At 53.2% G+C, this 18,619-nt stretch carries 13 protein-coding genes; 8 read left to right on the top strand and 5 right to left on the bottom strand.

Features of this window, described 5'->3' with window-relative positions:
• Nucleotides 1-70 precede the first annotated feature (70 nt).
• Genes C1N59_RS06820 through rcsB form a run of 3 tightly spaced genes read left to right on the top strand, consistent with a single transcriptional unit; the run spans nucleotide 71 to nucleotide 4,560 of the window.
• Nucleotides 71-1,225 carry an MFS transporter gene (locus C1N59_RS06820; protein WP_033740605.1) on the top strand — a complete coding sequence of 385 codons (1,155 nt, stop codon included), beginning with the start codon at nucleotides 71-73 and terminating at the stop codon, nucleotides 1,223-1,225.
• A 19-nt stretch (nucleotides 1,226-1,244) separates the two neighbouring features.
• On the top strand, nucleotides 1,245-3,908 hold the full coding sequence (gene rcsD / locus C1N59_RS06815) for a phosphotransferase RcsD (protein ID WP_394550451.1): 2,664 nt from the start codon (nucleotides 1,245-1,247) through the stop codon (nucleotides 3,906-3,908).
• A gap of 1 nt (nucleotide 3,909) precedes the next feature.
• Nucleotides 3,910-4,560: a response regulator transcription factor RcsB gene (gene rcsB, locus C1N59_RS06810; RefSeq protein ID WP_006120001.1), complete on the top strand. Its 651-nt coding sequence runs from the start codon at nucleotides 3,910-3,912 to the stop codon at nucleotides 4,558-4,560.
• A gap of 43 nt (nucleotides 4,561-4,603) precedes the next feature.
• Here rcsB and rcsC read toward each other — a convergent pair whose 3' ends face one another.
• Together rcsC and gyrA are read right to left on the bottom strand one after the other, a co-directional pair.
• Nucleotides 4,604-7,450 carry a two-component system sensor histidine kinase RcsC gene (gene rcsC / locus C1N59_RS06805; RefSeq protein ID WP_394550450.1) on the bottom strand — a complete coding sequence of 949 codons (2,847 nt, stop codon included), beginning with the start codon at nucleotides 7,448-7,450 and terminating at the stop codon, nucleotides 4,604-4,606.
• A 221-nt stretch (nucleotides 7,451-7,671) separates the two neighbouring features.
• Entirely contained in the window at nucleotides 7,672-10,314 is a 2,643-nt protein-coding gene (gene gyrA / locus C1N59_RS06800; protein WP_033740609.1) for a DNA topoisomerase (ATP-hydrolyzing) subunit A, read from the bottom strand.
• A gap of 176 nt (nucleotides 10,315-10,490) precedes the next feature.
• Between gyrA and ubiG the strand changes: the two genes are divergently transcribed.
• The 4 genes from ubiG to yfaE all read left to right on the top strand — a co-directional run bounded on the left by ubiG (nucleotide 10,491) and on the right by yfaE (nucleotide 15,433).
• Entirely contained in the window at nucleotides 10,491-11,219 is a 729-nt protein-coding gene (gene ubiG / locus C1N59_RS06795; RefSeq protein WP_033740611.1) for a bifunctional 2-polyprenyl-6-hydroxyphenol methylase/3-demethylubiquinol 3-O-methyltransferase UbiG, read from the top strand.
• Nucleotides 11,220-11,675: 456 nt separating this feature from the next.
• Nucleotides 11,676-13,961 (top strand): class 1a ribonucleoside-diphosphate reductase subunit alpha, encoded by a 2,286-nt coding sequence (gene nrdA, locus C1N59_RS06790; RefSeq protein WP_033740614.1) that lies wholly within the window; start codon nucleotides 11,676-11,678, stop codon nucleotides 13,959-13,961.
• Between the two features lie 78 nt (nucleotides 13,962-14,039).
• Nucleotides 14,040-15,170 (top strand): class Ia ribonucleoside-diphosphate reductase subunit beta, encoded by a 1,131-nt coding sequence (gene nrdB, locus C1N59_RS06785; RefSeq protein ID WP_006120006.1) that lies wholly within the window; start codon nucleotides 14,040-14,042, stop codon nucleotides 15,168-15,170.
• Between the two features lie 2 nt (nucleotides 15,171-15,172).
• Nucleotides 15,173-15,433 (top strand): class I ribonucleotide reductase maintenance protein YfaE, encoded by a 261-nt coding sequence (gene yfaE, locus C1N59_RS06780; protein ID WP_006120007.1) that lies wholly within the window; start codon nucleotides 15,173-15,175, stop codon nucleotides 15,431-15,433.
• A gap of 71 nt (nucleotides 15,434-15,504) precedes the next feature.
• Here the strand turns inward: yfaE and C1N59_RS06775 are convergent, their stop codons facing one another.
• Entirely contained in the window at nucleotides 15,505-15,894 is a 390-nt protein-coding gene (locus C1N59_RS06775; RefSeq protein ID WP_006120008.1) for a RidA family protein, read from the bottom strand.
• Between the two features lie 145 nt (nucleotides 15,895-16,039).
• Between C1N59_RS06775 and C1N59_RS06770 the strand changes: the two genes are divergently transcribed.
• Nucleotides 16,040-16,627 carry a TetR/AcrR family transcriptional regulator gene (locus C1N59_RS06770; RefSeq protein ID WP_006120009.1) on the top strand — a complete coding sequence of 196 codons (588 nt, stop codon included), beginning with the start codon at nucleotides 16,040-16,042 and terminating at the stop codon, nucleotides 16,625-16,627.
• A gap of 75 nt (nucleotides 16,628-16,702) precedes the next feature.
• Here the strand turns inward: C1N59_RS06770 and C1N59_RS06765 are convergent, their stop codons facing one another.
• Together C1N59_RS06765 and elaB are read right to left on the bottom strand one after the other, a co-directional pair.
• Nucleotides 16,703-17,899, bottom strand: a complete 1,197-nt coding sequence (locus tag C1N59_RS06765) for a nicotinamide mononucleotide deamidase-related protein YfaY (RefSeq protein ID WP_006120010.1) — start codon at nucleotides 17,897-17,899, stop codon at nucleotides 16,703-16,705.
• Nucleotides 17,900-18,069: 170 nt separating this feature from the next.
• Entirely contained in the window at nucleotides 18,070-18,381 is a 312-nt protein-coding gene (gene elaB, locus C1N59_RS06760; protein WP_033740963.1) for a stress response protein ElaB, read from the bottom strand.
• Nucleotides 18,382-18,619 lie beyond the last annotated feature (238 nt).

Genomic DNA, 18,619 nt, shown 5'->3' with positions numbered 1-18,619 from the left:
GTGTTCTCACAGCGTTTTGCAGCAATTTGATGCTACACTTTTTTGCTTCGATACAGATGAAATAAGAGCCATGACAGCACTGGATGCCGCAAAATCAACCTGTTCTGAACGCCGCCTTAGCGCCGGTACGCGTACCATTTTTTTAATTAATGGACTAGGCATGTCAGCCTGGGCACCACTGGTACCTTATGCGCGCGATCGCTTGCAGTTAGAAGGAGCATCCCTCGGTGCCCTGCTGCTCTGCCTGGGGATTGGTTCACTGCTTGCGATGCCCGTCACAGGCACGCTGGTCGCCCGCTTTGGCTGCCGGCGGGTGATGATGAGTTCGACGCTGCTGGTCCTGTTAATGCTACCTGTGCTGGCAACCGCGCCTTCCCATCTGGTGATGGCCGCAGCACTCATGCTGTTTGGTGCCGGGTTGGGGATGCTGGACGTTGCAATGAATTATCAGGCGGTGGAAGTAGAAAAAGCCGCAGGACGCCCCATGATGTCAGGCTTTCACGCGTTTTTCAGCCTGGGAGGCATTTTAGGTGCCGGTGCGGTAAGTCTGCTGTTAGGTCTGACATTGACCCCTCTCTTATCGGTTCTGATCGTTATGGCGGTGATGGTCGCATTGCTGCTGTGGCGGCTGTCCGGCTATATGAACCAGCGCTTACATCAGCCTGATCAGCCCTGGCTGGTGATTCCGCGCGGGCGTGTCGCCTTTCTGGGCGTACTGTGCTTTATCCTGTTTCTGGCAGAAGGCGCAGTACTGGACTGGGGTGCCCTGTTGCTGCTGCAAAATCCGTCAATGTCGACGGCACATGCGGGCCTGGGCTATGCCGTATTCTCTGTAGCGATGACGGCAGGACGCTTTACTGGCGATAAGATTATTCAACGTTTTGGCCGCTATCCGGTGATGGTCATGGGCGCGCTGGCCGCGGCGTCGGGCCTGGCGCTCGCCGTCCTGCTGCCCTGGCCGGAAGCGTCATTACTGGCTTTCTTACTGGTGGGATTTGGTTTATCCAATACCGTGCCTATGTTATTTAACGCGGCGGGTAATCAGCATGCAATGCCCGCTAACCTGGCGATTTCAGCCATGACAACGTTGGGATATGCAGGTATTCTTTCTGGTCCGGCGTTGATCGGGTTCATCTCTCAATGGATTAGCCTTAGCGGTGCATTTTTACTGATTGCACTGCTCTTGTTGGCTGTGGCTGTCAGTGCGCGCAACGTTGCGCGATAAATCAGGTATCTGAGACGCTATGTTGTATAAGTTTCCTCTGACATCCAGCAATGTCACCCGCTTTTTTATCGTATTTAACCTGGTACTGTTACTGGCGCTGGGTTGTATGGTGCAAAATTCAATTAATGCCTGGCTAACCGATAAACGCTATGCCATGGCAGATATGGCGCACGACGTACAAAAACGTATTGATACCTATCGTTTTGTGACCTGGCAAATTTATGAAAACCTCTCGGCCAGTGCGGCAGGTTCCGTCCCTGCCAGCAATTTACAAGAGACGCGTCTGCGTCCTGATGTCTATTACCTCGAAAAAACCCGACGTAAAACCGAAGCGCTGATCTTTGGTTCGCATGACAGCAGCACGCTGGATATGACGATGCGGATGTCCAGTTATCTTGATACGCTGTGGGGTGCCGAATCGCCGACCTGGTCGATGTATTTCTTAAATGGTCAGGACAACAGCCTGATTATGATATCGACCCTGCCGCTGAAAGATTTGGCCACTCGCTATAAAGAGAATGCGTTAAGTTCATTAGTGGATGCGCGCCGTGCTGAAATGCTGCAGCAGGCGAATGCGCTGGATGAACGCGAAAGCTTTTCGCCTCTGCGTCATCTTGCTTTCCAGAACGATCACTACTTTACCCTGCGTACGACGTTTAATCAGCCCGGCCATCTGGCTACTGTCGTCGCGTTTGATTTGCCTGTGAATGACTTAATCCCGCTTAATATGCCGGTAGAGAACTTCCAGTTGCGTCAGGATGCCAGCTTTACCAATAACACCAGTACAAACCAGGAAGGCCTTGAGACAACCCAGGTTTCGCTGGTCAGCCACGACATTGAGATAGCCGCAGCCCTGCCCAGCACCTCGCTGCAGCTGGTTTACCGGGTCCCCCTTGTTCGCCTGCTGCTCGACAGTGCGCATAACCTGATGTGGCCACTACTGATTAACCTGGTGCTGTTTTTACTTTCACTGAGTGGCGTATTGTTACTACGCAAACAATCGCTTCGTCCCAGTGAAAACCAGAGTGCTGAACTGGACTCCCTTCGCGTACTCAATCAGGAGATTGTGGCCAGCTTACCTGTGGGCCTGTTGGTGTACGACTTTGCGAGTAACCGTACCTTGTTAAGTAATAAGATCGCCGAGCATCTTTTGCCTCACCTGAACCTGCAAAAGATCATCAATATGTCCGATCAGCATCAGGGTGTATTACAGGCTACGATCAACAACGAAGTGTACGAAATACGCCATGCGCGTAGCGTTTTATCGCCGCATACACAGCTGTTTATGATGCGCGATCAGGATCGGGAATTACTGGTCAACAAGAAACTGCAAAAAGCACAGCAGGTGCTGGATCGCAACCACCAGATGCGTCAGCAGTTGCTGCATCACCTTGGCCATGCGTTAAACCAGCCGCTGGAAAAAATCGTCTCGCAGTTGGTGCAGTTGAGTCAGCGTGATAACGACGAAAGCGTGCTGGATATTCTGGACGAGAGCCAGTCACTGGCTCGTCTGGTGGACGATATCGTGCTGCTCAATCGTCTTGAAGCGCATGACTGGTCACCTGATGCGTCGGTATTTAACCTGCAAGAGTTACTGGACGAAATTACGCTGGAGAGCCTGCCGCTGCTGCGCCGCAAAGGCCTGTCCCTGGTGGTGAATAATCATCTGGCAAATGACGAGATGCGCTTTGGCGATCGACGTGCATTGCGCAAAATCCTCACCACGCTGATGCATTATGCGCTGATTACCACCCGCTGGGGCAAGATTACCCTGGCGGTAAAGACGGCAGAGAACCAGCCTGACCGGGTCTATATTGAACTGGTGGATACCGGTGCCGGACTGACCGTGGATGAACTGGCGAACGTGGACTTCCCGTTCCTGGGCGATACCAGTCAGGATCGTTATGGTCAGGCGTCCGGTATGGCGTTTTTCCTGTGCAAGCAGTTGTGTAAACAAATGGGCGGTAGCCTGGAGATTGTGGCGAAAGCCGATATCGGCACACGCTATAACATTCAACTGCCCCTCACGCTAGAGGAACAGCGTGATGAGGAGGAAGAGAAAATCCTGGAAGGCGTAACCGCGCTGGTGGAGATCGCCGTTGAAGATGTCCACAAAATTGTTTCTCGCCATCTGGAAAACTGGGGCGCGCGCTGCCTGACGCCTGATGAACGTATTTCGGGTCAGGATCACGACGTACAGATCACCGACGATCCGGGCAAACTGAGTGGCTGGGCATTGTTACTGGCAGAAGACGAACCGGGCCATCATGCGCTGAACGATCAACAGTATCGCGTCAATTTCAATCTCAGTAATGCACTACTGGATGCATTACTGGCACTGATTGAGAAGCAATTGTCCCACGATGTAATGGAGGATAACACTGAAGAAGATGACGCCAGCACGCCACTGCTAAGTGGAGGCTATTTCCAGCTGTTTACTGAGACAGTACCGGATGATGTAAAGAGATTGTATACTGAGTCAGCGATAAACGATTATGCCTCGCTTGCTCAGACTGCCCATCGCCTTAAAGGCGTGTTTGCTATGCTTAATTTGACACCGGGCAAACAGCTTTGTGAAGAATTAGAACACCACATCAAAGTGTGTGACGATTCAAACATTAAAAATACCACCAGTAATATTGACGCTTATGTCAATCAACTGCTGCAGCAAGGTAACCAATAAGATGAATAACCTGAATGTAATTATTGCCGATGATCACCCAATTGTTCTTTTCGGTATCCGAAAATCTCTGGAACAAATTGAGTGGGTTAACGTTGTGGGTGAGTTTGAAGACTCAACAGCACTGATTAACAACCTGTCCAAGCTTGATGCCAATGTGCTGATCACCGACCTCTCTATGCCGGGTGAAAAGTATGGTGACGGTATTACGCTGATCAAATATATCAAACGCCATTATCCTGATCTGTCGATCATTGTTCTGACCATGAACAACAATCCGGCCATCCTCAGCTCCGTGCTGGATCTGGATATCGAAGGTATCGTTCTGAAGCAAGGTGCGCCAACCGATCTGCCTAAAGCGCTGGCTGCGCTGCAGAAAGGCAAGAAATATACGCCGGAAAGCGTGGCGAAACTGCTGGAGAAAATCAGTGCCGGCGGTTATGGCGATAAGCGTCTTTCGCCTAAAGAGAGCGAAGTATTACGTCTCTTCGCTGAAGGCTTCCTGGTAACGGAAATTGCGAAGAAGCTGAACCGCAGTATTAAGACCATCAGTAGCCAGAAAAAATCGGCCATGATGAAGTTGGGTGTGGATAACGATATTGCCCTGCTCAACTATCTGTCATCGGTCAGCGCAACCCAGATCGACAAAGAGTAAGTTTTCAGGCGGTGCACTCGCACCGCCTCCTTCCACTTCTCTTTTATCCCTGCCGGGCTTTACGTACCCGCTCCGCATAGAGACCCAGCGTTGATTTCAGCACATCCAGCGTCACGGGCTTCGACAAGCAGTTGTCCATGCCTGCGTCCATACAACGCTGCTTTTCTTCGGCCAGCGCGTTCGCCGTGACGCCTATCACCGGGAACACATGCCCTAACTGACGCAGGCGCTGAGTCAGACGATAACCGTCCATATTGGGCATGTTCACATCGGTCAGCACAATATCAATTGTATTACGGCTTAAGACATTTAAGGCGTCAACACCGTCCTGGGCGGTTTTCACCTGATAACCCAGCGTGCCAAGCTGCTCTGACAGCAGCATGCGGTTGATAGGATGATCGTCAACGATCAGCACCATAATGTCGTCATTATGGATTTTCTCTTCGACCGGCCCGCTCAGAGAAAGCGCGTCCGTGCTCTCGGTTTCCACGGCAATGCGGTAAATACGTGCCAGTAAAGTCGGCAGTTCATGCAGGGTTGCCGTGCTGTGGATCCAGCGCCCTGCCTGCGGCTCACGCGGCATATCCACATGCGCGCCGTCAAACGTGATAACCGCACGCACCTGGGGGAATGTCTCCATTGCATAGTCGGTTAACACCACATCATCACTGCCAGGGTTTGCCAGCATATCGGCGACCTGGAAGCCATGTTGCTTCAACAGCCTGTCCAGATACTGGGCCAGGTACTCATTGCGCATTGCCAGCCAGATTTTCTTATCCTGCAGCCCGTCAAGCAGTGGAATGGACGGCTGCTTACCATTGTAGATGGGGATACGCACGATAAACTGGCTTCCCATTCCCGGCTCTGACTCCACCTCGATATCACCGTCCATCATGTTGATCAGCTTTTCACAAATCGCCAGGCCCAGCCCGGTGCCCTGGAAATTGCGCTGGACGCCATTTCCGACCTGGAAGAACGGATCGAATAACCGGGTGAGCTCTTTTGCCGGAATCCCGACGCCGGTATCACGCATACGAAAGGCCAGATAGCCCTGGGTGACGTATGCATGCAGGATAATGCAGCCGGTATGCGTAAATTTGATCGCATTATTGAGCAGGTTAGAAATCACCTGTTGCAGACGCAGGGGATCGCCATCGAGGAACTGCGGAACATCGTGCTCAATATAGCAGTACAGTGTCAGGCGTTTTTTCACCACCAGCGACAGATAGTTACCGACAATATGGGTAATCACTTCACGCGGGGAGAAAGGACGCGGTTCAATCTTCAACTGTTCCGACTCGATTTTCGAGAAATCGAGAATATCGCTGATGATTTTTAACAGCAGACTGGAGGAGTTGTTCATGGCGGTGACCAGCGAGTCGATACCGCTGGGCAACTGTCGTGTCTGTAATAAATCCAGATTACCAATAATGCCGTATAAGGGCGTGCGCAGTTCATGGCTGACCGTGGCCAGAAACATCGATTTCGACTGGCTGGCCTGTTCAGCGGCATGCGCCATCTCCTGCAATGACTGCTCCATACGAACGCGCGCGGACACATCAACCAGCACGCAGATGGCGACGTTTTCATTGCGATATCGGGAATGCACAAAGCTGATTTGCAGATTGGTGTTGCTGCCCGTCAGGACATCCACAAAGTTGACCTGTTGGCCGCCGATAATTTCATTTAACCGCTTGCGGTCTTCCTGCGTCAGCAACGTAAGATAGTTATGCGCCAGCTCATTACTCAGAATGTTGGTGCCATCGCTGGTGCGCAGAATACAGATCCCGACCGGTGCTGACGCCACGATCTTACGGTTAAACTGCTCATGCTCTTCCAGCCTGTGTGCATTCTCTTCCGCAGGCAAAAACATGCGCCGCTCAAATAACCAGGCCAGCGTAAACAGCAGTACCGCACTCATGATATTGAGCAGCACCGCGTTAATCATCATGAGCCTGAGCTGATCGACCAGGACATCCGTTGACACCGACCAGATCACATTGAGTTCTGATGGCGGTAAGGGTTTCTTGAGCACCAGCTGGCGATAACCGTCCAGATAACCAAACCAGGTTTTATCGTCGGGTAATTCGTTTAGCGAGAAACCTACGCCTCCCCGGCGTGACGTCAGCAACGGCGTATAATTTTCGTCGGTTATGGTCGCGGTCACCGGCAGGCTGCCGGGCTGGATAAATTCATCAAGGCGGATATTTTGCTCTACGCCCAGCAAAGCCTGCAGTTTATCGGCCACATAGACCGGCATCACCACAGAGAAGCTGCCTACACCAGGCTGAGCGGAGCTGCTCACCCAGTAGGCCGGATTACGCTGGTCCTCTTCCGGGCTGTTACGGTAACGCTGCAGGTTTTCCCGCAGAAGCTTCAGACTGCGATCGCGACTGACATTATTATTGTTAGTGCTGACGGTAAAGTCAGCCAGGCACCTGTTATCGCCGCCAATCAGGAAGACCCGGTTCAGCTCGTAGGAGGAGGCGAAATTGCTTTTCCAGTAGTTAATGTAGTTGCCTAAGGAATCAAGCGAGTTGCGCCAGGTGGTGCTCATGGAGGCACAGTCGTCACCGGAATATAACGGCATAAACTGTGGCTGAATCAGATTGTCCGCCTGGGACTGACCGATGGGTGCAGGTCTGGCGAGCCGGTTTTCAGCAATATATTTGAGTTCACGCATCATGCCCGCAGAATGACGTACGTACCAGTCAATGGTGCCGTAGTTACTGGCAAACTCCTGACGTACCTTGTTCTCTTTGTCATGCAGGACGCTGATAATATAGAACGTCGTCAGAACAGCGCCCAGCAACCAGATGAGCAGTGCCAGCGCGCGAAACAGATAGCGCGAAATGCGCAGCGTCGTGCGGAAAGAAACTAGATATTTCAAAGGTGACTCGCAGGTGGCAAGGTTAGTCGCATTGTTGGATTTTTGATGTTCATACACTAGCTTTATCGCAGCGAAAAAGCCAGTCGACTCCGGGCTCAGGGCGCAGTTTGAGAATGTTTGACCTGACGCCCACCTCTCCTCTCTCTGTCTTCACAGCCAAAAAAAACGGCAGGCCGGGTTACCCCTGTCCTGCCGTTGCGGTTTAACGTACGACGGGTAACTTACTCGTCGTCGTCCACTGCCGGTTCATCATCGTCGTCATTGTCGACTTCAGGTACGATATCATCGTCCCCTTCCGCCACACTGCCATCGATAGCATCCAGCTCTTCTTCTTCCACCGGTTCCGCTACGCGCTGCAGACCGACAACATTCTCGTCTTCGGCTGTACGAATCAGGATCACACCCTGAGTATTACGGCCCACGATGCTGACTTCGGAGACACGGGTTCTTACCAGTGTGCCGGCATCGGTGATCATCATGATCTGATCGCTGTCGACAACCTGTACCGCACCAATAACCGGGCCATTACGCTCAGTTACTTTGATGGAAATCACGCCCTGCGTTGCACGGGATTTGGTCGGGTACTCACTGTTCGCGGTACGCTTACCGTAGCCGTTCTGCGTAACCGTAAGAATCGCGCCCTCTTCACGCGGCACGATCAGCGAAACTACGCGATCGTTTTGCGCCAGCTTAATGCCCCGTACGCCCGAAGCCGTTCGGCCCATGGCACGTACCGCGGATTCTGCAAAGCGCACCACCTTACCGGCCGCAGAGAACAACATCGCCTCATCGTTGCCGTTCGTCAGCGCCACACCGATCAGCTCATCGTCATCACGCAGGTTAATCGCGATAATGCCTGCGCTACGTGGGCGGCTAAACTCCTGCAGACCCGTTTTCTTCACGGTCCCGCTGGCGGTAGCCATGAAGATGTTAAAGCCTTCGGTGTATTCACGTACCGGCAGAATCGCCGTAATACGTTCGTTGGCTTCCAGCGGCAACAGGTTAACGATAGGACGCCCGCGTGCACCACGGCTGGCTTCAGGCAACTGGTAGACTTTCATCCAGTAGAGCCGGCCACGGCTGGAGAAGCACAGGATCGTGTCGTGGGTATTCGCCACCAGTAGACGATCGATAAAGTCTTCTTCTTTGATTCGGGCGGCAGACTTGCCTTTACCGCCACGGCGCTGGGCTTCATAGTCGCTCAGCGGCTGATATTTCACATAGCCCTGATGCGACAATGTCACCACAACATCTTCCTGATTGATCAGGTCTTCGATGTTGATGTCGGCGCTGTTAGCCGTAATTTCAGTGCGGCGGTCGTCGCCGAACTGATCGCGCATCAGCTCAAGCTCTTCGCGAATGACTTCCATCAGACGTTCTGAGCTGGACAGGATGTGCAATAATTCTGCAATCTGATCCAGCAGCTGTTTGTACTCGTCCAGCAGCTTCTCATGCTCAAGGCCGGTCAGCTTCTGCAGACGTAAGTCCAGAATGGCCTGCGCCTGTTGTTCTGTCAGGTAATACTGACCATCACGGATACCGAACTGCGCTTCCAGCCACTCTGGACGGGCCGCATCGTCGCCTGCACGTTCCAGCATCGCGGCCACATTGCCCAGCGCCCACGATTGCGAGATCAGACCCGCTTTTGCTTCCGCTGGCGTTGGTGCGCGGCGAATCAGTTCGATAATCGGATCGATGTTAGCCAGCGCAATCGCCAGACCTTCAAGGATATGTGCCCGATCGCGCGCCTTGCGCAGTTCGAAAATAGTACGGCGTGTCACCACTTCACGGCGATGGCGAACGAAGGCTTCGAGAATCTCCTTCAGCGCCATAATCTTCGGCTGGCCCTGATGGAGAGCGACCATGTTGATACCGAAAGAGGTCTGCAACTGAGTCAGGGAATAGAGGTTATTGAGAACCACTTCACCAACGGCGTCACGCTTAATTTCAATGACGATACGCATGCCGTCTTTATCAGACTCATCGCGCAGCGCACTGATTCCTTCGACGCGCTTTTCTTTCACCAGCTCGGCAATCTTTTCTATCAGGCGCGCTTTGTTCACCTGATAGGGCAGCTCGTGAATGACGATGGTTTCACGTCCGGTTTTGGCATCCACTTCCACTTCACCACGGGCACGGATGTAAACTTTACCGCGACCGGTGCGATAGGCTTCTTCAATGCCGCGACGCCCGTTGATAATGGCCGCCGTCGGGAAATCAGGCCCCGGAATGTGTTCCATCAGCCCTTCAACGCTGATGTTTTCATCTTCAATATAAGCCAGGCAGCCGTTAATCACTTCGCGCAGGTTATGCGGCGGAATGTTGGTGGCCATACCGACGGCAATACCGGACGATCCGTTGACCAGCAGGTTAGGGATTTTGGTGGGCAGAACTTCAGGGATCTGCTCGGTACCGTCGTAGTTCGGTACGAAGTCAACGGTCTCTTTTTCCAGATCAGCTAACAGGTCGTGGGCGATTTTAGACATGCGCACTTCGGTATAACGCATCGCCGCAGCGGAGTCGCCGTCGATGGATCCGAAGTTGCCTTGACCGTCCACCAGCATGTAACGCAGGGAGAAAGGCTGGGCCATACGTACGATGGTGTCGTAAACGGCAGAATCACCATGCGGGTGATATTTACCGATAACGTCACCGACGACGCGGGCAGATTTTTTATAGGGTTTGTTCCAGTCATTACCCAGTTCGCTCATCGCGTAGAGTACGCGGCGATGTACTGGCTTCAGGCCATCACGCACATCGGGTAAAGCTCGGCCAACAATGACCGACATGGCGTAATCGAGGTAAGAATTTTTTAACTCTTCTTCGATATTAACCGGTGTAATTTCTCTCGCAAGGTCGCTCATGGAGCCGCTATCCCTCTACTAATCCCGGATTTTAAAGGTGCGAAAGTATATCACACCGCAATTCACTGGTGAACGTTAACCACCTTATTAAGGTGCTTTTACTCATGTTGATAAGGTGCGCCATGATAAGTTAAGCGTTTATACTGATGTCACATTTTGTCAGGAGTCACGATTCAATGAATGCACAACCACAGAACCCTCAGCACAATGTCGATGCACAGGAAATTGCCAAGTTCGAGGCCGTTGCCTCGCGCTGGTGGGATCTGGAGGGCGAATTTAAACCGCTGCACCGTATTAATCCCCTGCGGCTGGGCTACATTGCGCAACACAGTCACGGGCTGTTCGGTAAAAAAGTGCTCGATGTCGGCTGTGGTGGCGGTATCCTGGCGGAAAGCATGGCCCGGGAAGGTGCAATCGTCACCGGGCTGGATATGGGCGCGGAGCCACTTGAGGTGGCACGACTGCATGCGCTGGAGAGCGGCGTGACGCTCGACTATGTGCAACAAACGGTCGAGGAGCATGCCAGCCAGCATGCAGGCCAGTACGATGTGGTGACCTGCATGGAGATGCTTGAGCACGTGCCGGATCCACGTTCAGTGGTGCACGCCTGCGCGCAGCTGGTTAAACCCGGTGGCGAGGTGTTCTTCTCGACCATTAACCGTAATCCCAAAGCCTGGCTGATGGCGATTTTCGGTGCGGAATATGTCCTGCGCATGGTGCCGCGTGGGACGCATGATGTGAAGAAATTTATCCGTCCCTCTGAGCTGCTGGGTTGGGTGGATGAAACCCCACTGCGTGAACGCAACATGACGGGCCTGCACTACAACCCGCTTACCGATCGGTTCCGTCTGGGCAAAGGTGTGGACGTGAACTACATGATCCACACGCATCACGGCGAGGCGTAATTCCTGTGCAGCGTGCGGCTTTGCCCACGCTGCTGTCATCCCACTGTCATCACAAAACGCTATCCTCCCTGCCGCTACGCATTAAGCCCTGTGGCACGACGGCTATGGCTCAAAACAGGCTTTCGCATAGACCAATGCTGGAAAAAGTCGCGCAATGTTTGAAAAATCAGCGGTCGATCATAAATCGCAATATTTTCTCAGACTGGTTGACAAGACCTGCGGCCTTACGAGACGCGGCCTAAGAAAACCCGCAGAAAATACAACCCCCGCAGACATCATTTTTTCCTCTTGTTAAGCGCCAGCAAAATACTAGAATAAGCCTCCATATTGTTATACTTATCTTCGACAACCCCAAGATGTAGTGTTTATCCACAACATTATTCACAATGAATATGCTGTGTATAAATCGGGATTTCTTTTAATTATTGGATACTCACGCAAAGGTAAAAACGCGACATGAACCAAAGTCTGCTCGTTACTAAACGCGATGGCCGCCAGGAGCGCATTGATCTCGACAAAATTCACCGTGTCCTCGACTGGGCAGCTGAAGGGCTGAACAATGTGTCGGTTTCACAGGTAGAGCTGCGTTCCCACATTCAGTTTTATGATGGCATCAAAACCTCTGACATCCATGAAACGATCATCAAGGCCGCTGCAGACCTTATTTCTCGCGATGCTCCTGACTATCAGTACCTTGCCGCCCGTCTGGCGATCTTCCACCTGCGTAAAAAAGCGTACGGCCAGTTTGAGCCGCCCGCGCTGTACGATCAGGTCGTTAAGATGGTTGACCTGGGTAAATACGATCGCCATCTGCTGGAAGACTACAGCCGTGAAGAGTTCGAGCAGATGGACGGCTTCATCGACCACTGGCGCGACATGAATTTCTCCTACGCGGCCGTGAAACAGCTGGAAGGCAAATATCTGGTTCAGAACCGCGTCTCCGGTGAGATCTACGAAAGCGCCCAGTTCCTGTACATTCTGGTGGCGGCCTGCCTGTTCTCAGGCTATCCGCGTGCGACCCGGATGGATTACATCAAGCGTTTCTACGATGCGATTTCCACGTTTAAAATCTCCCTGCCGACGCCAATCATGTCGGGAGTGCGAACGCCAACCCGTCAGTTCAGCTCCTGTGTCCTGATTGAATGTGGCGACAGCCTGGATTCCATCAACGCGACCTCCAGCGCTATTGTGAAATACGTTTCACAACGCGCAGGTATTGGTATTAACGCGGGTCGTATCCGCGCGCTGGGCAGCCCGATTCGCGGCGGTGAAGCTTTCCATACCGGTTGTATCCCGTTCTACAAGCACTTCCAGACGGCGGTGAAATCCTGTTCGCAGGGCGGCGTCCGTGGCGGCGCAGCAACGCTCTTCTATCCGATGTGGCATCTGGAAGTGGAAAGCCTGTTAGTCCTGAAAAACAACCGTGGTGTGGAAGGTAACCGCGTGCGTCACATGGACTACGGTGTGCAGCTCAACAAAATGATGTACCAGCGCCTGCTGAAGGGCGAGGACATCACGCTGTTTAGCCCGTCAGACGTACCTGGCCTGTACGATGCGTTCTTTGCCGATCAGGACGAATTTGAACGTCTTTACACCAAATACGAACAAGACAGCAGCATTCGTAAGCAGCGTGTGAAAGCGGTGGATCTGTTCTCGCTGATGATGCAGGAACGCGCCTCTACCGGCCGTATCTACATCCAGAACGTTGACCACTGCAACACACACAGCCCGTTTGACGCCAGTATTGCGCCAGTGCGCCAGTCGAACCTGTGTCTGGAAATTGCGCTGCCAACTAAACCGCTCAATGACGTCAACGACGAAAACGGTGAGATTGCGCTCTGTACGCTGTCAGCATTTAACCTTGGTGCGATTGACAGCCTGGACGATCTGGAAGAGCTGGCCACGCTGGCTGTACGCGCGCTGGATGCACTGCTGGATTATCAGGATTACCCGATTCCGGCCGCGCAACGGGGTGCGATGGGTCGTCGTACGCTGGGCATTGGCGTCATTAACTTTGCTTACTACCTGGCGAAGCACGGCGTGCGCTACTCCGACGGCAGCGCGAATGGCCTGACGCACAAAACCTTTGAAGCCATTCAGTACTACCTGCTGAAAGCCTCAAATGAGCTGGCTAAAGAGCAAGGCGCCTGCCCGTGGTTCAATGAAACCACCTATGCACAGGGCGTGCTGCCGATTGATACCTACAAGAAAGATCTGGATGCGATTTGCAACGAGCCGCTGCACCTGGACTGGGAAACCCTGCGCGAGCAGATTAAAACCCACGGCCTGCGCAACTCGACGCTTTCTGCCCTGATGCCGTCTGAAACCTCGTCGCAGATTTCAAACGCCACCAACGGTATCGAACCGCCGCGCGGCCATATCAGTATTAAAGCATCTAAAGACGGTATCCTGCGTCAGGTGGTGCCGGAATATGAGCGTCTTAAAGATCAGTACGAACTGCTGTGGGATATGCCGTCCAATGATGGCTACCTGCAACTGGTTGGCGTAATGCAGAAATTCATCGATCAGGCGATTTCGTCAAATACCAACTACGATCCGTCGCGCTTCCCGAATGGCAAAGTGCCGATGAAGCAACTGCTGAAAGATCTGCTGACCGCCTACAAGTTCGGCGTGAAAACGCTCTACTACCAAAACACCCGTGATGGTGCAGAAGATGCGCAGGACGATCTGGCACCTTCTATTCAGGATGATGGCTGCGAAAGCGGCGCCTGTAAGATCTGACGGTCGGGCGGGAGCCTTTCCCGCCCACATTTTTCCGCGAGGCCGGTGCTGAGCCTCGTCTACCATGGACAGTTTTTTATGGCTTACTCCACTTTTTCACAAAACAAAAATGACCAGCTGAAAGAGCCTATGTTTTTCGGTCAGTCCGTTAACGTGGCGCGCTTTGACCAGCAGAAATACGATATCTTTGAAAAACTGATCGAAAAGCAGCTTTCGTTCTTCTGGCGTCCTGAAGAAGTCGATGTCTCACGCGATCGCATCGACTACCAGGCCCTGCCCGATCATGAAAAGCATATCTTCATCAGCAACCTGAAATACCAGACGTTGCTGGACTCGATTCAGGGACGCAGCCCGAACGTGGCACTGCTGCCGCTGATCTCGATTCCGGAACTGGAAACCTGGATCGAAACCTGGGCGTTCTCCGAAACGATCCACTCTCGCTCGTACACCCACATCATTCGCAACATCGTGAACGATCCGTCTGTGGTATTTGACGATATCGTCACCAACCAGCAGATTCTGGCGCGTGCGCAGGACATCTCTAAATACTACGATGACCTGATTGAGATGACTAACTACTGGCATTTGCTGGGTGAAGGTACGCATCAGGTCAATGGTAAGTCCATTACGGTTAATGTGCGCGCGCTGAAAAAGCAGCTGTATATTTGCCTGATGAGCGTCAATGCGCTGGAAGCGATCCGCTTCTACGTCAGCTTTGCCTGCTCTTTTGCGTTTGCTGAGCGAGAACTGATGGAAGGCAACGCCAAAATCATCAAGCTGATTGCACGCGACGAAGCTCTGCATCTGACCGGCACCCAGCACATGCTGAATCTGCTGCGCACCGGTGAAGACGATCCTGAAATGAAAGAAATTGCCGCCGAATGCCGTGAAGAGTGCTTCGAGCTGTTTAAGAAAGCGGCCTTACAGGAGAAAGAGTGGGCAGATTACCTGTTCAGCGGCGGCTCCATGATCGGTCTGAACAAAGATATCCTGTGCCAGTATATCGAATACATCACCAACATTCGTATGCAGGCGGTTGGCCTCGATCTGCCGTTCGAAACGCGCTCGAACCCGATACCCTGGATCAACGCCTGGCTGGTGTCCGATAACGTTCAGGTTGCCCCGCAGGAAGTGGAAGTCAGTTCTTACCTGGTGGGTCAGATTGATTCAGAAGTGGGCGAAAACGACTTCGACGACTTCCAGTTATAACGATGAGCCGTTCTGTTGTTATTCTGCGCAGTTCCGGCACCCGACTGGAGTGCGCAGACGATCATCCTAATCTGTTGACCATGCTGGAAGCCAACAACCTGTGCGTGGAGTTTCAGTGCCGGGAAGGTTACTGCGGCTCCTGCCGTATGCGGTTACTGCGCGGCGAGGTCGACTACGCGGAAACCCCGCTGGCCTTTATTGAACAGGGGGAGATCCTGCCCTGCTGCTGTAAGGCGAAAGGTGAAATCGAGCTTGAACTCTAGTGGTTGAGCCAAAGCGTTTAAAAAAACCGTCATCCCAACCGGATGACGGTTTTTTTTCGCCGGGTGCTGACTCAGGGGATACGGGCAATGACTTTGATTTCAAAATCGAATCCTGCCAGCCAGTTAACGCCGACCGCCGTCCAGTTAGGATAAGGTGGCTGCGGAAATATCGCTTTTTTCACTTCCATAATGGTAGCGAACTGCGTTTCAGGGTCGGTATGAAACGTGGTGACATCAATAAGATCATCGAACGAACAGCCTGCCGCCGCCAGTGTCTGGCGCAGATTCTCAAAGGCCAGTTGCACCTGAGCAGCAAAATCCGGTTCAGGCGATCCGTCCGTGCGACTGCCAACCTGACCCGAGACGAACAGCAGGTCGCCCGAGCGGATCGCAGCGGAATAGCCATGCCTTTCATACAGCGCATGACGGCCCGCCGGGAAAACTGCTTCACGATTGCTCATTGTTTAACCCTCTGGTGAGTTGTTATCAGGAAATCATGCGCCTCATGACGACATGATTTAATATACTTCCCGTATGTGAAATAAAACACACATACGCCCCGTATGTCAATTTCAGATACGCGACGTATACGAAAAGGAGAGAACCATGGCAGGACGACCTCGTGCGGTCACGATGGAAGAAAATCGCCTTAAACTGATTGCCGCCGCACGTAAAGCCTTTGCCGAAAAGGGGTTTGCTGCCGCGTCCATGGATGAGCTGACGGCGAGCGTTGGTTTAACGCGCGGTGCGCTTTATCACAATTTTGGCGATAAACGTGGCCTTCTCGCCGCTGTGGTCGCGGAAGTCGACAGTGAAATCGCCCAGCGTGCAAAAGCGCGCGCGGCCAGTGCGGGCGACAGCTGGAACCAGTTGCTGGCGGAAGGTATCGCCTATATCGAGATGGCGCTGGACCCCGAAGTGCAGCGTATTGTATTACTGGATGGCCCGGCCTTTCTTGGCGATCCCTCCCTGTGGCCCAGCCAGAACGCCTGCCTGACCGCAACCCAGCATGCACTGGAGGAGATGGTCACGAGCGGCGTGCTGAAGCCCGTGGATGTTGAAGCCGCTGCCCGCTTGCTGAATGGTGCGGCGTTTACTGCCGCCTTGTGGGTGGCCGCCAGCGCCGAGCCCCAGGCCACGCTGGCTAAAGTCACGGCGACCTTTACCGTGCTGGCGACGGGGCTACGGCGTTAAACAGCGTGTTAGTTGAGGAAACGCGGGGAGCAGAAAAAGAAGGCGGTCGGTGCCGTTTGGCACCGCTCCGTATTTTTAATGCTTGATAGTTTCAAGCACATCAATCCAGCCGTGCCCTGTGCTGACCTCGCTGCCGTGTAACCAGCGCCGCAGCATGTTCATTGCCATCATCGCCACCACTTTCTGACGGGTTTCCAGATTGTGACGACCACTATTGAATTTAACACGTTGTCCCCAGGTCGCTTCCGGTGTATGGAGCGCCACAGAGATCGCGTCTTCGCTCAGGCTGCCGACGGACAGGGCAAGCTGAGTCTGCAAACGCGTCGCCAGCGCCTGGGTGCGCATGACCTGAACATCCAGACTCTCGTCCTGCTGCGGCAGAATTTCGCTGGCGCTCAGGGGCACGTCAGCCGAAGCCAGTTGCCAGTGAAGTAACCCTGCGGTGTACTGTTCGCTGATCGCCAGCCGCCAGTGACGTTGATGCAGTTCCCGCGCCAGCAGTGCAGGCAGCCCCTCAGTGCCTTCAAATATCGTACACTCGGCCAGCAACAAACGTACCTGCTGCCAGACCTGCTCCATCGCGACGCGCTGTTCGGCTGGCCCCGTAAGTTTGATTTCGATAATCGGCATGGAAGAACGGTAGCCCATCAGCACGTTCTCCGGCAGCGGCAAGGGTTCCAGTTCATTCGCAATGTCGCTTTCTCCCCGGCCAAAGGTGGTCAGCCGCAGGCAAACGGGCGGTTCAGGCAGGTCGAACTTCGCTTTCAGACGCGGAATGATTTGTTGTTCGACCATTACCTTGAATTCAGAGGGAACGCCTGGCGTAAAGAACATCCAGCAGCGATTGAGTTGCAGTGCAAAGCCACAGGCGGTACCGACCGGGTTATCCAGCATTTCGGCGTTAGCGGGAATTTCTGCCTGTTTACGGTTGCTCTCAGCCATAACCCGTCCGCGGCTGGCGAACCAGGCTTCCATCGTTTCCAGCCAGGCTTCCTGCATCACCAGCCCTACCCCGCTCGCTTTGGCCGCGGCCTGGGCGCTAAGGTCGTCAGTGGTTGGCCCCAGTCCACCATTCACGATGAGCACGTCCGCCTCAAGACTGCGGGCCTTTAGCGTTTCCACCAGCGACGACATTGCGTCACCCACCGTAGTCCGGCTGGTCATCGGCAACCCGTGTTGAAATAACACATCAGCCAGCCAGGCGGCGTTGGTATCGACGATTTGTCCATGTAACACTTCATCGCCCGTGGACAGCATTTCAACTCTTATCACATTCATTCTCCTTGTGCCTGTCGCTTTACTTTAGAAAGCCCCTGAACAAAACACAATCTGCGGGCAGGAATTAACCGGGTAACGGCATTTTCAGGCAGGTGACAGAAGTGCGGAAGAACCAGAAAGGGAGAACGGACAGGACAGCGCCTGCCCGTTTTAGGCGATTGAGATTAGCGACGCGCCAGCAGCAGGCCTAATACCAGCCCTGCAGTAGCACCGATGCCAATGCCCTGCCACGGTTTTTCATGGACGTAATCATCAGCACGGTACGCGGCCTGTTTGGCACGGTAGTAATAGCTATCCGAGGCCTGGCTGACACGTGATTTAACATCTTCCAGCGCGCGTTCAGCTTTGGTTTTCAGTTCGATATATTTCTGATCGGCCGGATCACCTGATGACTTCAGCACTTCTTCCAGCGTTTCAGTCAGCAGTGCGATATCGTCGTCATAGCCCGTGTCGAAAGATTCAGTCTGTTTTACCATCATTTCCTCCATGTGAATTGCAATGCACCTGGTTAACTATAGCCATAAATGAGGGCTTTGCGCGGCCCCTTACCAGGAATCACCTGAAAATCGGCGCAAGGAAAGCGCACGCGCGTCAACTTATGGCAGGCTGTGATTACGCAAAGAAGTGTAAGAGATAACTTGCTTAAAGCAATTTCGCTTCGTTTATTTGATTTATCTGATAAATTTTCAGCGAACTGAATTTTTCTCTAAGCCG

Source organism: Pantoea sp. SGAir0183, assembly GCF_043545505.1.
Note: the sequence above shows the minus strand (reverse complement) of the source record. Positions and strands in the feature narration are given on the sequence as shown.